Origin of the sequence: Brucella sp. NBRC 12950, assembly GCF_030268145.1 — a bacterium.
Taxonomy (GTDB): Bacteria; Pseudomonadota; Alphaproteobacteria; order Rhizobiales; family Rhizobiaceae; genus Brucella.
In genome coordinates this window covers 336,657-350,264 of record NZ_BSQC01000006.1, presented here as the reverse complement: position 1 = coordinate 350,264, position 13,608 = coordinate 336,657, and the positions used below count along the sequence as shown (strand labels likewise).

Here is a 13,608-nt window from a genome sequence, read left to right as displayed (position 1 = left end):
CGGGGGCCCTTCATCTCGTCACAGCTTCCCGCATTCCGGGCCACCCGCAAGAGATTACACCAAAAACCAAGGGGTACACCTTCAAGGTGGACACCTTGAATTGCCGTGCAAAGAAAGCCGCGCTTACGTTGCTGCAATTCCATGGGCGGCTTGACTGCGCCTCTGCGCCTTGGATACGAAAGCCAGCCGATCGTGCAGCTTACGACCCCTTCCGGAATCATTTTGCGGAAATCGCCGCGTGGTGCAGCGTAGAAACGGCGACACTATCCGTAAAAGCCATTCGTGAGCGTAGTATCGCAGCGAATGTTCGGATGCTGCCGGATACTGTGGCGTAGGAATCGGCCGTCAGGCTCATAACCTGAAGGCCGCAGGTTCAAATCCTGCCCCGGCAACCAAATCCTTCCCTGAAAATACTAAAACCTGCGATACATACGCCATGCTCTTAGCTGTACGGCTTGTGAAAGCTCCATGGAGCAGCCCGTCCAAGCTGAAATCGATAATCAATCGATCTTTGAACGCTCTGACCTCATAAGCATCATAACCTGAACCGTGAGGAGCATAGTAATCGATCCACTATCGATTACCCGACGAACGGGAAAAAGCATCACACGCAACCAAAGACCCCAAAACATCAATAAAATCAAAAAGCCCGGTGCATAAGCAGCCGGGCTTTTGCCGTTTCTGATAGATGACCAAAGCCGGGAAAGGGCAAAGGGCAGGCCAACATAAGTGTATTTGCCTACAGGACCACACAGCGCCTAACCTCACATAACAAGGCAAACCCAACGGTGCTAAAAATACAAGTGTTGGCATTTGATAAATTGGGTGTGAACCTCTAGTCTGGGTCAAGTAGTAAGCTCGTAAAAGGGCGTTGGCGTCACGACTGCCAGTGAAGTTCGCAGCGCAAATGGTTTTTCCTGTTCAAAATCGCTCAGTCCCCTCTTGGGCAGTCTCGAGTTTTTGACTATGAAGGGGATTATATCATTATTGAAGGTGTGTTTCGAATGCGCTTTTGCCTGATCGTTGCCCTTGCATTGTCGCCGAGTATTGCTTTGGCTGAAGCCGATCAGGATCATATCTCGTATATATGCGATCATGAAAATGCGATTGAGATTATCACTTCGCATGACAAACCCGAACAGATCATTCTGAATGCTTTTGGACGTGAACGTTCGCTTAATAAAACAACGGATGCTCCGCGGAAGACCTTCGCGGGTGAGGGCTACGAGATATCGTTTACCACTATGGAACAGATATTCGTTACATCTCAGGGTGCAACGCTTACCTGCAACGTGGATGCTATCGAGTAATATTACTTCGCTTGGTTTTCCCACTCATCAGTTGAGGTCTGCCTATCAATTGCGGCTTCGCAGGCTTACTTAAGACATAATATCGCGGCTCATTATATTCTCCCTAACGATTGGCGGAGAACTCATGAAAAGCGCTTCTACAGCATCGGCATTAGCGGTATCTGCATCGCTCTTGTTTGCCACGGCATCCTTTGCCGAGGCAGCCCCCCAGCAGGTATCGTCCCAACCCAGGCGAGTTGAAGTGGCCTTCGTACTCGACACCACAGGATCAATGGTAGATTTGCTTGAGGGAGCGAAGCGTAAAATCTGGTCGATTGCGAATACGATAGTCGATGTACAGCCTGATGCAGATATAAGAATGGCATTGATCGGATATCGTGATCGTGGTGACGATTATGTGGTCAAATCCTTCGAAATGAGCAAAGATTTGCAGTCACTTTACGCAAATCTGAGGCGCTTTGAGGCTGATGGGGGCGGAGATGATCCTGAATCCGTCAATGAAGCGCTTGATAATGCGATTGGGCGACTGACATGGAGCGAAGGTTCCACAACCCAGAGAATTGTGTTCCTGGTCGGTGATGCCCCACCTCACATGGATTATAAGGGTGAGCGCAAATATCCCGAGATTTTGGCCGAAGCAAAAAGCCGAAATATTCGCGTGAATGCCGTCCAAGCCGGTAACTCTGAAGAAACCCGTAACTTCTGGAAGGATATCGCGGAGCGCGGGTCGGGTCGCTATATCCAGATTGCGCAGGATGGTGGACGTATTGATGAAGTCAAAACACCCTATGATCAGGAGATCATTACGGTTCAGCAGAACATCGATAACACAATCATGCCATACGGTAATGCCGCGATCAGACAAGAGCTCAACAATAAACTAGCCGCGAAAGCCGCAGCGCCAATGGAGGCGCAGGTCGAGAACTCCAAGTTTTATTCCAAGCGATCATCGATGAAGGAGGTTGTTACGGGTGGCGGCGATCTTCTTGACGATATTCGCAACAAGGATCTGAAATGGGACGAAATCAAAGAAAGCGAGCTGCCAGCGTCGTTGAAAGACAAATCCCATGCGGAGCAGAAGAAAATTATCGATGAAACCCTGAATGTGAGAACCGAGCTTGAGCGCCAGATGACGGATCTTGTCCAGAAGCGGGATGAGTATGCTGAAAGCGAAATGGAGAAGAACGCGAAAAATGGTGACGTTTCTTTTGATAAGGTCGTCGCCGATATGTTGAAGCAGCAGCTCGCTCAGCAATAGTCGACAATCCCGCATTCAGCTTTGATAACAGTGAAATCGAGTGGCGAAAATTGAGCCGCTCGATAAGGCTTGAACGCTTGTTCGAGCTAAGAAAGTTCAATCTGAACCTGAAATTATAAAAATATTGCAATTAGATACTGGTGCATGTGGCTGTTTAAGGCTGAATGCTTCATCCTGAATTAACTCTTGGATGAAATTTATATGATTTCCGGCTTCTAAGGGAATAAGTTGTTGACTGCTCTGAAAGTTGAACAGTTTAAAACGCTACCCTGGTAGCGAAGCAGGCAAGGCCTCGGATACCCTCGTATGGTTGAGGTCAGGCGCTCCCAATCGGCATTAGCCACGCCCCCGCAACAAAGAAACTTCTGGTAAGGCACGGGCTTGCCATCGATTCAATGGATGTCATCGAACTCAATGAGGCTTTCGCCTCTCAGAGGTTGCTGTCTTGCGCGAACTCGGCATTTCTGACGACGATCATCGCGTTAACCCGAACGGCGGTGCGATTGCGCTGGGTCATCCGCATGGCATGTCGGGCGCACGGATCACAGGATCAGCAGCGCCCGAACTTTCTTTGAGCGGCGGTCGCTATGCGCCGGCGACAATGTGTATCGGTATGGGTCAAGGGATTGCAATCGCTCTGGAAAAGGGTTGAGTAGGCGCGCTGCGTTAGCCTTAACTGTCATACGTCTTCGGCACCCGAGCGGCTGATATGGCGTTTGAGCAAGGCTGCAGCAAATTCAAAGTCTCTGTTCTCGATGGCTTCGAGAATGCCTAAGTGATCTTTGCAAGCCTTGCGGATACGCTCTTCGCCCAAACGGTCGAAGTCGGAATATTCCGTCATGCGGCGAAGATGGTTCTGCCATCGGACTGATTGCGTGAAAAACCGATTATTCGCCCAAGAAACAATGGTTTCGTGAAAGTTTGCATTGGCGTTGAACCAGAGATCCCGTGTGAGATTCTGGATCGGCAGGACGGATATTTCATTCTGCTCGCGTTGCAGAGCTGCGAGCTGGCTGAGATCAGGCGCGTAGTCGGGTTGAGAAAGCGCACCGCATTCGATCACCAGACGGAAAGCGTAGCTTTCATTGACCGCGCGCTCATTATGGAGTGACTCGGCAAAGCGCCAGCCATGGCCTGGAAGGCGCTCTGCGAGACCTTCGGTGGCAAAACGCATCAGAACCCGGCGCACCGCGCCGCGCGTCGCACCCAGCTGATCGGCAAGTTCAGCTTCCGACACTTCGTCACCAACTGCACCCGAGGCGCGCGCGCTCATCAGACGCCGGTAGAGCTCTTCCGCCTCCGATGGCGGCAGCAGATTGTCGTTGAGTTCGTCCGGCTCTGGAATGCGATGCAGCGCATATCCGCGATTGGGTGTCTGACTAACAATACCCTGCTGCACAAGAAGATTGAGCACCTGACGCACGGGCGACCGCGATACACGGAGCTCTTTTGCAATGGCAGCATCCGACAGCCGGTCGCCGATATTCCAGCGTGCAGCGGATATGAGCGAGACCATTTTATGTGCGACTTCCGCCTGAAGGCTGCTCAGGCCGGATTCGCCTTCCGTTGATCTCTTAACGTCCATATTCACGCGCAGCGCCCCCTGAATGTGCGTTCTCCCATGAACCTATGCTCAAAGAATACGGGATATTTCGCAATAGGCTATTTCTTTCTCGTATCGCCTATCCCATTGGAATGGCAGGCTGACTCTCTGTAGGAAGAGTATAAATCAAATTGTTCCATATTCTAATAAAAAACTGTTGACTCCGCAATGATTGAATGTGAATTGTATTAAACAGATGCAAAATACAAAATATGGATTGAGTATGTCAGTTACCCCATTTCCATTCATTACAGTTTCGGGCGCACCGGAAGAGCGCGGGCGCCAATATGGGGTGCTGGCGGCGGAACGCATCCGGCGCAGTGCTGGTCTTTATTCCGGCACGCTCGACGCGTTTGGTCTTTCGCCTGAACGCAGGCAAGGTCTCATCGAAGAATTTGCCTGCCGGATCGAGGAATTCGACGCGTCTTATGTCGAGGAAATGCGCGGCATTGCCAAAGGTGCGGATGTGCCGTTTGAGCAGATCGTCATGATCAATGCACGCACGGAAGTCGTTGCGATGGCGCGTGCGGAAACGGGTTCGCCTGATCCCGAAGAGCAGGATGATGGCTGCACCGGTGCTCTCATCATGCCTGCGAAAAGTGCTTCTGGTAATCTGGTTCATGGCCAGAACTGGGACTGGCGTTCTGAATGTGTGGAAACCGGCATTGTGCTGCGTGTTCGCAACAATAACGGTCCCGATTTTGTGACGTTTGTCGAGGCTGGTGGGCTGGCGCGCAGCGGATTCAATGAAGCGGGGATCTCGATCACCGCCAATTATCTCGAATGCGAACGCGACTATAAGAAGCTGGGCGTTCCTTTGGGTCTTGTGCGCCGCAAGGTGCTTGAGCAGGAGCATTTTGCCAAAGCAATCAAGGCTGTGGCTTCGACACCAAAATCCTGCTCAAACAATATCATGATTGCGACGAGCGCCGGTTTCGGCATCGATTTTGAATGCGCGCCGGATGAGTCCTTCCCAATCCTGCCTGAGAATGATCTGATCGTTCATGCCAATCATTGGGTCAGCCCGATTGCGCTGACAAAGCTACGCGACACCGGCATCCCTTTTGTACCTGAAAGCTTCTACCGTGATTGGCGCGTTCGCCAGTCTCTTGAATCACACGGTGGAAAAATTGGCCGCAAGGAGCTGAAGGAAGCGCTGTTTGACGACTTCCTGACACCTTATGCAGTCTGCCGCCCGCCGCGTCCGGGCAATCACGACAATATCACGGCCACAGTTGCGATGGTGGTGATGGAGGCAGCGCTTGGCATGATGGAAATTGCGCCGTTGCCTGCTTTGAACCGCCAGTTTGCGACTTACTGTCTGCAGGATTATACGCCGCTACCGTCCGATGCCGCGCCACGCGCGAAATCCCTCTTTATCGAAGGCTAAAGAAATGTTGCGCTTTGCGCTTTCCAGAATAGGCATGGCCATTCCAACATTGCTGATCGTGGCAGTGGCTGTGTTTGTGATTGTCCGGTTGATACCAGGCGATCCTGCAGCCCTGATGCTGGGCGATTCTGCGGATGCTGCCACGCTGGCCGCGCTTCGCGAACAGCTGGGTCTCAATCACAGCATCTTCACCCAGTATCTGATCTGGGGCGGCAATGTTCTGCATGGCGATCTTGGTGTTTCCATTGCCAACCAGCAGCCGGTACTCCCGCTGGTTCTGGAGCGTTTTTCCGTAAGTGCGCGTATCGTCTTGTCAGCTGTGGTGCTTTCCACGCTTGTCGCTGTTCCGCTTGGAATGATCGCGGCATGGAAGCAGAACAGCCTGACTGATCTGACGCTTGTGACCTGTGCCACTTTGCTGCTTTCGGTGCCGGCATTCTGGATGGGCTTGCTGCTGTTGCTGGCCTTCGGCCTCAAGCTCGGCTGGCTGCCGATTGTCGGCTATGTCAGCTTCGGTGAGAATTCATGGAAAGCGCTTCTCTATCTGGTTCTGCCGATCACCACACTGTTTTTACATGAGATCGGCGTTATTCTGCGCATGGCGCGCGCCTCAACGCTTGAAGTGCTGAACCTTGATTACATCACTCATGCCCGCGCCAAGGGACTGTCGGAAGCAACCGTGATGTGGCGTCATGCTTTCCGTAATGCGTTTGGCCCGACCTGGACTTTGTTAGGGCTGATCCTTGGCAATCTGCTTGGCGGTATTGCAGTTGTGGAAACGGTTTTCACCATTCCCGGACTTGGCAGGCTTCTCGTTGATGCGATCTTTGCCCGCGATTATCCCGTCATTCAGGGCTGCTTGCTTTTCACAGCCTGCGTTTATGTGCTGGTCAATCTGATCGTGGACCTTCTCTATCCGTTCTTCGACCCGAAGGTGACGGCGAAATGAAACATCTCTCTCTCAACGCGATTATTGGCGGAATCCTGACCGCAACGCTTCTCACGATAGCGGTGGTAGGTTCCTTCTGGACGCCTTACAACCCGCTGGCCCTCGACTTTTCCGCGCGCCTTGCGCCGCCAAGCGCTGCGCATTGGCTGGGTACGGATGAATTCGGGCGCGACCAGCTGAGCCGTCTTATGAGAGGCGCATCGGCCAGTGTTTCAATCAGCGTGTTCACAGTCTTTCTCGCCACCCTTGGCGGAGTGCTTATCGGGGCGATCAGCGGCTTTTTGCGTGGCTGGTTCGACAGGCTGTTGATGATGGTCAATGATGCTTTGCTGGCATTCCCCGGCATATTGATGGCGCTTGGTTTGCTGGCCGTCTTTGGCGCCAACAAGAATGGCATCATCTTAGCACTTGCTTTGGCCTATATGTCTTCGGTGATCCGCGTGGTCCGTGGCACGGTTTTGAGCCTGCGTGAACGGGAGTTCGTTGAGGCCTCCCGCGTCATGGGGAACTCGGAAATCTATACGATGGTGCGCCATATTCTGCCCAACTGTCTGGCACCTGTTCTGGTCATGGCAACGTCCATGTGCGGCTGGGCAATTCTCGCAGAAAGCTCGCTCAGCTTTCTGGGTCTGGGTGTGCCGCCGCCAGCGCCGACGTGGGGAAATATGCTGGCGGGAAGCCGTAATTTCATTGAGCAAGCCGTTTGGCTTGGTATCTTCCCCGGCCTTGCAATTTCGCTGTCGCTGCTTGGTATTAATCTTCTTGGTGACGCGTTGCGCGACCGCCTAGACCCACGCATGAGGAAGCGCTCATGACTTCCGCACCCCTGCTTGAAATCGACGATGTCAGCCTGCGTGTTGGCGACAGTGTGCTGGAGATCGTCAAGCGCGCTTCCTTCTCCATAAAAGCTGGCGAAATTCTCGGTATCGTTGGCGAATCCGGCTCTGGAAAAACCATGCTCGCGCGGGCGATCATGGGGCTGGTTCCGGCGTCCATTAAAACAAGTCATGGTGCGATCCGCTTCAAGGGGCAGAACGTGTCAACGATGTCGCCGACCGCCTTGCGCGGGCTGCGTGGCGATGGCATTGCTATGATCTTTCAGGAGCCGATGACTTCGCTTACCCCGTCACTGACCATCGGGCGGCAGCTTGAAGAAGGGCTTGAACTACACTTTCCAGCTGAGAAGGCACAACATGCCGACTGGATCAGAGCCATGTTGTTGCGTGTCGGTATTGCCGATCCAGATCGGGCGATTGAGGCGTTCCCACATGAGTTCTCCGGCGGAATGCGCCAGCGCATCATGATCGCCTGCGCGATGCTCATGAAGCCTGATCTGCTGATCGCGGACGAGCCGACCACTGCGCTTGATGCGGTTATCCAGCGCGAGGTTATGGAGTTGCTGGTCGATCTCACGCGGGAACGTGGCACGACCGTTTTGCTGATCAGTCACGATCTTCCAATGATTGCGCGCTATTCCAAACGTGTGATTGTGATGCGCCATGGTGAAGTGGTTGAAACGGGCGATACCGCTGATGTTCTGGCAAAGCCCCGACATGATTACACCCGCAAACTGCTTTCGACACTGCCGGTTCGTGGGCCTGCGCGCTTGGTTCCAAAGGCTGATCCGCTGATCAGCGTGCGCGATCTTGTTGTCGATTTTGAAGGCCGGGGTGGCTGGTTCAAGAAAGCGGGCGGCAAACGAGCTCTGCATGGGGTTACGATTGATGTTCTGCCCAACGAGGTTGTTGCCGTGGTTGGCGGTTCCGGTTCGGGCAAGACCACAGCCGCGCGCGTGATGGCTGGACTAATCAAGCCGAGCGAAGGGAAGTTGTTGTTCAAGGGACAGCCTGTCGAGAGACGTTCATCCCATTATCAGGATTATCGTTATCACACGCAGATGGTGTTTCAGGACCCCTATTCGTCACTCGATCCGCGTATGAAAGTGGGAGAGTTGGTCGGTGAGGCGCTGCGTTTCTCAAAAGAGCTTTCGCCTAGTCAGAAGGCGGATCGTGTTCGCGAAACATTGGAGGATGTGGGCCTCGGTGGAGATTATGCCAATCGTTATGCGCATGAAATGTCGGGTGGCCAGCGTCAGCGTGTGGCGATCGCACGTGCGCTCGTGCGCCGTCCGGCTTTTGTCATTGCCGATGAAGCAGTTTCGGCCCTTGACGTAACGGTTCGCGCGCAGGTTCTCGATCTCTTTGCCAAGCTGCAGCAGAGCTATGGCTTCGGTTGCCTGTTCATTACCCATGATCTGGGCGTGGTTGAACAAATTGCCGATCGTGTGGTCGTGATGAATGACGGTCGCATTATCGAGCAGGGAACGCGCGACGAGATTTTCGACACGCCGCAAAACGACTATACCCGCCGTCTTTTGTCAGCCATTCCAATGCTCGAACTGACGGGCGAGGGCGGTGTTAAGCTCAAATGGCGCGGCGATAATGCAAATACGAAATTCGGAGAGGAGGGCGGTCATGTCCATCACTGAGGAAAAGCCTGTCACCAAGCGGCAGGGCCATGGCAAAAAACTCAGCTTCTATGATTTCGGAGCGACCACGTTCTTTGCAAGTCAGTTCGATCAGCGTTTCAGCTACTGCCTTTATGTCCCCGAGGACTATGATGAGGACGGCATCGAAACGCACGAACTGATTGTCATCATTCATGGAACGGGGCGGACGGCGGCACAATACCGCGATCACTTTGCAAATTTTGCGCGAGAGAACCGCTGCATTGTACTGGCACCACTGTTTCCTGCGGGCATCGTCGTGCAGAGCGATCTTGCCAACTACAAGCGCATCGAGTTCCACGGCATTCGCTTTGATCTTATTCTGCTGTCGATGATCGACGAAGTGGCTGCCAAGTATCGCCTCAAAAGCAATCGCGCCATCATGTACGGCTTTTCTGGCGGCGGGCAGTTCTGCCAGCGCTTTTTCATGCTGCATCCCCACAGGCTCAAGGCCGTCTCTATCGGAGCGCCGGGCGTCGTAACTCTGCTCAATTCCGATTATGACTGGTGGGTTGGCGTTCGCGATGTTGAAGCACGTTTTGGCTACCGCATTGATCTTGAAGCGATGAAGGCGGTTACGGTTCATACAGTGATCGGTGCGGAAGATACCGCGACCTGGGAAATCGCCATTCCGCGTGACAGCGCCTTCTGGATGGACGGCGCCGATCTTCAGGGCGATTGCCGGATCGACCGCATTGAAGCACTGGCAAAGTCGTTTGAGGCGCATCGCATCGCGGTTCGGAGGGACAGAGTATCGGGCGTGGCTCATGAGCCTTTCAAAGTGCTGGAGCCGGTCGAGGCATTTTTCGCGGATGTGCTGAGGTCACAAAGCTGACCATGCCGCAAAATCAAAAACAAAAAGGGGAAACCAAAATGTTCAATCCAATTTCGATCCGCTCTGCACTCAGCATTGCGCTTCTTGGTCTCAGCGCCACATTCTTCCAAGCACATGCTGCAGACGATGAGACCTTGCGCGTCGCCATTCACTCTGATGTTGCGAGCATCAATCCGGGCGTCAATCGCGATGCCAATGCCGATATGGTTGTTGCCCACATTGCCGAAGGTCTGGTCGCTTATGGCGACGATCTCGCCATCAAGCCGATGCTGGCCGAGAGCTGGACCGCGAATGCCGATCATACGGTCTATGAATTCAAGTTACGCAAAGGCGTCAAGTTCCAGAACGGCAAAAACCTGGCCGCCAAGGATGTCGTCTGGAATTTTGAGCGTTATCTCAAGCCGGATACAGCGTTTCAATGCGTCAATCGCTACAATGGCAAGGTTGATTCCGAGTTGAAGTCGGTCGAGACTGTCGATGACAGCACGGTGCGCTTCCGCTTCGCAGATCCTGCACCAAACTTCGTCATCACCATGGCTACCATCCAGTGTACCCCTTGGATATTGAGCCCGGAATCCGTTGATGCAGATGGCAAATTTGTAAAGCCGATTGGAACCGGGCCCTATGCTTTTTCCAAATGGGAGCGTGGTCGTTATCTGGACCTAACCCGTTTCGATGATTACGCGGCTCTGTCCGGCGATGTCGACGGTCTGGGAGGGAACAAGAAAGGTCATGTAAAGACTATTCAGTTCATGACTGTTCCAGATTCCAGCACGCGCACAAATGGTCTACTTTCAGGTGAGATCGACTTCATCGATGAAGTGGAGCCAACTGGCGTCAAGGATCTGGAAGCGAAGGGCGTGAAGGTCAATGTGCAGCAGACGCCTGCATGGATGGTGCTTCAGATTCAGTCAACTTCCAATAAGCTCAAAGATCCGCAGATGCGTCAGGCGATTGCTCACGCTATCGATCTTGACCAGCTGGCAGCGGCGATCGGTGAGGGCATGTATGCGCCAAACCCTTCGGTCATTGCACCAAACACCATCTATTCGGATAATCAGGTGGCTGCCTGGCCTGCATATGATCCAGCCAAAGCGCAGGAGCTGCTGACCAAGGCAGGATATAAGGGCGAACCGATCAGCCTTCTGGTCGCCAACCGCCAGAACCGCGTCCAGGTTGCCACGATCGTTCAGGCATTCCTTGCTGCCTCCGGCATAAATGTGCAGCTTGAAGTGCGTGACTGGGCGACCCAGCTCGATCAGTATCGTCGTGGTGCATATGAACTTGCCGTTTTCGCTTATTCGGCGCGCCTTGATCCGCTGTTGTCTTTCCAATCGATGATCGGTGACAAAAAGGCCGATGCCGCGCGCCAGTGGGACGATGCCAAGGCGGAAGACCTTCTCAAGCAGGTTTCGGCGAAAAGCGATGTCGAAGAACGCAAGAAGCTCTTCAACGAACTCAACACGTTAATGGGTGAGCAGGTTCCGATCCTTGGTCTGGTAAATTTGCCATCGATCACAGCTGCCGGTCCAAAAGTGAACGATTTCAAGGGTTGGGCTGGTGATACGCTTCGTTTCTGGACGATCAGCAAGGCACAGTAAATCGCTCCGCTTCGCGAGCTTAGCATTGAGATAACCCCATGACGTCTACATCCTTTGACTACACCCGGACCGACGCCATTGGTCTGGGAGAGGCCATTCGCGCAAAGATTCTGTCGCCGCATGAGGTTGTTCATGAGGCATTTGCAGCGATTGATCGATGCAATCCCGAGCTGAATGCCGTGATCCATAAGATGCGCGATCAGGCGGAAGAACAGCTTAAATCGCTGCCAGAGGGTCCGCTCAGAGGTGTTCCGGTTTTGTTGAAGGATGATTGCCCTTCCTATGCCGGTGCAGCAATGTCCTTTGGATGTCGTGCGGCAGAGGGAAATATCTCGCAGTGCGATCATGAACTCGTCAAACGCTATAAGTCCGCCGGTCTGGTGGTGGTGGGTAAAACCAATCTGCCAGAGTTTTCCTGTAATATCGCAACGGAATCCTCGCTGCATGGTCCGGCACTCAATCCATGGAATGTGACACGCAGCATTGGCGGCTCTTCCGGCGGTGCGGCAGCGGCAGTTGCCGCGCGTATGGTGCCTGTGGCCTATGGTAATGACGGAGCAGGATCGATCCGTATCCCCGCATCTTGTGGCGGGCTTTTCGGGCTGCGCCCATCGCGCGGGCGGGTCCCATGCGGCCCGGTCTCGACAGAAAACTGGGGCGGAATGGTCAGCCATCATGTTCTGACCCGTTCGGTTCGCGATTCCGCAATGATGCTTGATCTGACAGATGCGCTTGAGCCCGGTTCGCTTTACGCGGCCCCGGCCAAGACGGATCTGTTCGTCAACAGTGTCAAAAAGGCGCCGCGGAAGCTTCGTATCGGCGTCTGGCAGAAGTCTGATCTTCGTCATGATCTGGACGAGCAGGCAGTGGCAGCACTTGAGGCGACGATTGCGCTGTGCGAACAGCTGGGACATAGCGTTGTTCGGGTGAAGCCTGATTTTGACGGCGTTCAGCTTGCAGATGCAGTACAAAAACTGATCGCCGTTTACACGGCTATTGAAGTGGCGGATGTTGCCGCAACAATGGCAAAGCCCGCCAATGATCTCTATTTTGAGCCTTCAAATCTGGGGTTGGCCGCTTACGGCGATGGGTTGGCTGCGACAGAGGTTATTCAAGCGCGTTTGACCGCAAATAGTACGGCGCGCAGTTTTGGTCGTCTGTTTGAAGAATGCGATGTGGTGTTAAGCCCGGTCATGCCGGATGGGTCATTTCCGCTTGGGATGCTCGACGTGCGCTCACCGGATTGGAAGGGTTTTGCCCGGCAGTTTCTGGAGCTGACAGCCTTCACCCATCCGGTCAACGCTGCTGGTTTGCCTGCAATGAGCGTTCCACTTCACGAAACGTCTGATGGCTTGCCGATCGGCAGCCAGGTCATTGCTCCTTATGGGGCCGAAAATCTGCTATTCGAACTTGCAGGTCAGTTGGAAGCCATGTGCCCATGGTCTGATCGACTGCCCGCCATTCACGCCTAAAATCAAGAGACAAGCGATGCTCTATACAAAGCCTTATTTCCAGCCGTCCGAAATGACAGAGGTTTTCGATCTCGTTGATAGAACGGTGCTTGGCACTTTGATCACCAGCCATGAGGGTAGCGTTGCTATATCACACCCTGTCTTCATGATGGATCGGACACGCGGCGAAAACGGCACGCTGGTCTCGCATGTTGCTGCATCCAACGATCATGTTGAGTTTCTGAAACGCGGGCTGCCATCAATCGCAATACTGATGGATGCTGGTCATTATGTATCATCATCATGGTATCCGGGTTATCCGGAAAGGGACAGCGCGCCGACCTGGAGCTTCATGGTTGCTCATATCCATGGCGTGCCTAAAATCCTGTCGGAAGCAGCAACCGCCAAACATCTCCACGAGCTCGTCAAGCATATGGAAAAGGGTCGTGACAAGCCCTGGCAGATGAAGGAACTCGGTTCCGGTGGTCTGGAGCGGCGTTTGCCCAATATTGTCGGCTACGAAATGCCGATTGAGAATATGGAGATCAAGTTCAAGCTCGGGCAGGACGAGCGGTCGGCAGATATGAGTGCTGCGATCAAAAAACTGCGCGAAGAGGGGCGGGAACACGTCGCCGAAATGATGGCGCGTCACTGCAAGCTTTAGAAATCCAGATGGGGGATTTGAGTTGATGACGGGGCGGGGCG

Annotated in this window: 12 protein-coding genes, 1 tRNA gene and 1 pseudogene; 13 read left to right on the top strand and 1 reads right to left on the bottom strand. The window is 53.6% G+C overall.

Translation table 11 applies throughout. The features are described 5' to 3' along the window. The 5 genes and pseudogenes from QSJ70_RS12860 to QSJ70_RS12840 all read left to right on the top strand — a co-directional run. Nucleotides 1–335, top strand: a 335-nt coding sequence (locus QSJ70_RS12860; protein ID WP_285536833.1) for a hypothetical protein, incomplete at its 5' end; no start/stop codon positions are given. Then, nucleotides 316–395, top strand: a tRNA-Leu gene (locus QSJ70_RS12855). The genes QSJ70_RS12860 and QSJ70_RS12855, both read left to right, overlap by 20 nt. Nucleotides 396–1,004: 609 nt before the next feature. Then, nucleotides 1,005–1,310: a hypothetical protein gene (locus QSJ70_RS12850; protein WP_285536831.1), complete on the top strand. Its 306-nt coding sequence runs from the start codon at nucleotides 1,005–1,007 to the stop codon at nucleotides 1,308–1,310. Between the two features lie 124 nt (nucleotides 1,311–1,434). Further along, nucleotides 1,435–2,568, top strand: coding sequence for a vWA domain-containing protein (locus tag QSJ70_RS12845; RefSeq protein ID WP_285536829.1), 1,134 nt, complete (start codon nucleotides 1,435–1,437; stop codon nucleotides 2,566–2,568). A gap of 335 nt (nucleotides 2,569–2,903) precedes the next feature. After that, nucleotides 2,904–3,220: pseudogene (locus tag QSJ70_RS12840) on the top strand (hypothetical protein). Nucleotides 3,221–3,247: 27 nt separating this feature from the next. Here QSJ70_RS12840 and QSJ70_RS12835 read toward each other — a convergent pair. Continuing rightward, complete coding sequence (locus tag QSJ70_RS12835) at nucleotides 3,248–4,153, bottom strand: GntR family transcriptional regulator (protein ID WP_285536853.1); 906 nt, start codon at nucleotides 4,151–4,153, stop codon at nucleotides 3,248–3,250. A 241-nt stretch (nucleotides 4,154–4,394) separates the two neighbouring features. On the opposite strand from QSJ70_RS12835, the gene QSJ70_RS12830 reads away from it, so the two are divergent. Genes QSJ70_RS12830 through QSJ70_RS12795 form a run of 8 tightly spaced genes read left to right on the top strand, consistent with a single transcriptional unit; the run spans nucleotide 4,395 to nucleotide 13,567 of the window. After that, complete coding sequence (locus QSJ70_RS12830) at nucleotides 4,395–5,561, top strand: C45 family autoproteolytic acyltransferase/hydrolase (protein WP_285536827.1); 1,167 nt, start codon at nucleotides 4,395–4,397, stop codon at nucleotides 5,559–5,561. Nucleotides 5,562–5,565: 4 nt separating this feature from the next. Continuing rightward, nucleotides 5,566–6,510 (top strand): ABC transporter permease, encoded by a 945-nt coding sequence (locus tag QSJ70_RS12825; RefSeq protein ID WP_285536825.1) that lies wholly within the window; start codon nucleotides 5,566–5,568, stop codon nucleotides 6,508–6,510. Further along, the gene (locus QSJ70_RS12820; protein WP_285536824.1) at nucleotides 6,507–7,325 is read left to right on the top strand and encodes an ABC transporter permease; all 819 of its coding nucleotides are present in this window, start codon (nucleotides 6,507–6,509) and stop codon (nucleotides 7,323–7,325) included. The genes QSJ70_RS12825 and QSJ70_RS12820 overlap by 4 nt, the downstream gene beginning before the upstream one ends. Next, the gene (locus QSJ70_RS12815) at nucleotides 7,322–8,998 is read left to right on the top strand and encodes an ABC transporter ATP-binding protein (RefSeq protein WP_285536821.1); all 1,677 of its coding nucleotides are present in this window, start codon (nucleotides 7,322–7,324) and stop codon (nucleotides 8,996–8,998) included. The genes QSJ70_RS12820 and QSJ70_RS12815 overlap by 4 nt, the downstream gene beginning before the upstream one ends. Further along, nucleotides 8,985–9,851, top strand: a complete 867-nt coding sequence (locus QSJ70_RS12810; RefSeq protein ID WP_285536819.1) for an alpha/beta hydrolase family protein — start codon at nucleotides 8,985–8,987, stop codon at nucleotides 9,849–9,851. Before QSJ70_RS12815 ends, QSJ70_RS12810 begins: the two co-directional genes overlap by 14 nt. A gap of 38 nt (nucleotides 9,852–9,889) precedes the next feature. Next, a complete protein-coding gene (locus tag QSJ70_RS12805; RefSeq protein WP_285536818.1) occupies nucleotides 9,890–11,452 on the top strand; it encodes an ABC transporter substrate-binding protein in 1,563 nt (520 codons plus the stop codon). A 38-nt stretch (nucleotides 11,453–11,490) separates the two neighbouring features. Beyond that, complete coding sequence (locus QSJ70_RS12800) at nucleotides 11,491–12,924, top strand: amidase (RefSeq protein ID WP_285536816.1); 1,434 nt, start codon at nucleotides 11,491–11,493, stop codon at nucleotides 12,922–12,924. Between the two features lie 16 nt (nucleotides 12,925–12,940). Next, nucleotides 12,941–13,567, top strand: coding sequence for an FMN-binding negative transcriptional regulator (locus tag QSJ70_RS12795; protein ID WP_285536814.1), 627 nt, complete (start codon nucleotides 12,941–12,943; stop codon nucleotides 13,565–13,567). Nucleotides 13,568–13,608: the final 41 nt, after the last annotated feature.

Coding starts and splice junctions, on each gene's coding strand:
- QSJ70_RS12825 (WP_285536825.1), top strand. CDS start 5,566: ATGTTGCGCTTTGCGCTTTCCAGAATAGGCATGGCCATTCCAACATTG.
- QSJ70_RS12810 (WP_285536819.1), top strand. CDS start 8,985: ATGTCCATCACTGAGGAAAAGCCTGTCACCAAGCGGCAGGGCCATGGC.
- QSJ70_RS12820 (WP_285536824.1), top strand. CDS start 6,507: ATGAAACATCTCTCTCTCAACGCGATTATTGGCGGAATCCTGACCGCA.
- QSJ70_RS12815 (WP_285536821.1), top strand. CDS start 7,322: ATGACTTCCGCACCCCTGCTTGAAATCGACGATGTCAGCCTGCGTGTT.
- QSJ70_RS12805 (WP_285536818.1), top strand. CDS start 9,890: ATGTTCAATCCAATTTCGATCCGCTCTGCACTCAGCATTGCGCTTCTT.
- QSJ70_RS12845 (WP_285536829.1), top strand. CDS start 1,435: ATGAAAAGCGCTTCTACAGCATCGGCATTAGCGGTATCTGCATCGCTC.
- QSJ70_RS12835 (WP_285536853.1), bottom strand. CDS start 4,153: ATGGACGTTAAGAGATCAACGGAAGGCGAATCCGGCCTGAGCAGCCTT.
- QSJ70_RS12795 (WP_285536814.1), top strand. CDS start 12,941: ATGCTCTATACAAAGCCTTATTTCCAGCCGTCCGAAATGACAGAGGTT.
- QSJ70_RS12800 (WP_285536816.1), top strand. CDS start 11,491: ATGACGTCTACATCCTTTGACTACACCCGGACCGACGCCATTGGTCTG.
- QSJ70_RS12830 (WP_285536827.1), top strand. CDS start 4,395: ATGTCAGTTACCCCATTTCCATTCATTACAGTTTCGGGCGCACCGGAA.
- QSJ70_RS12850 (WP_285536831.1), top strand. CDS start 1,005: ATGCGCTTTTGCCTGATCGTTGCCCTTGCATTGTCGCCGAGTATTGCT.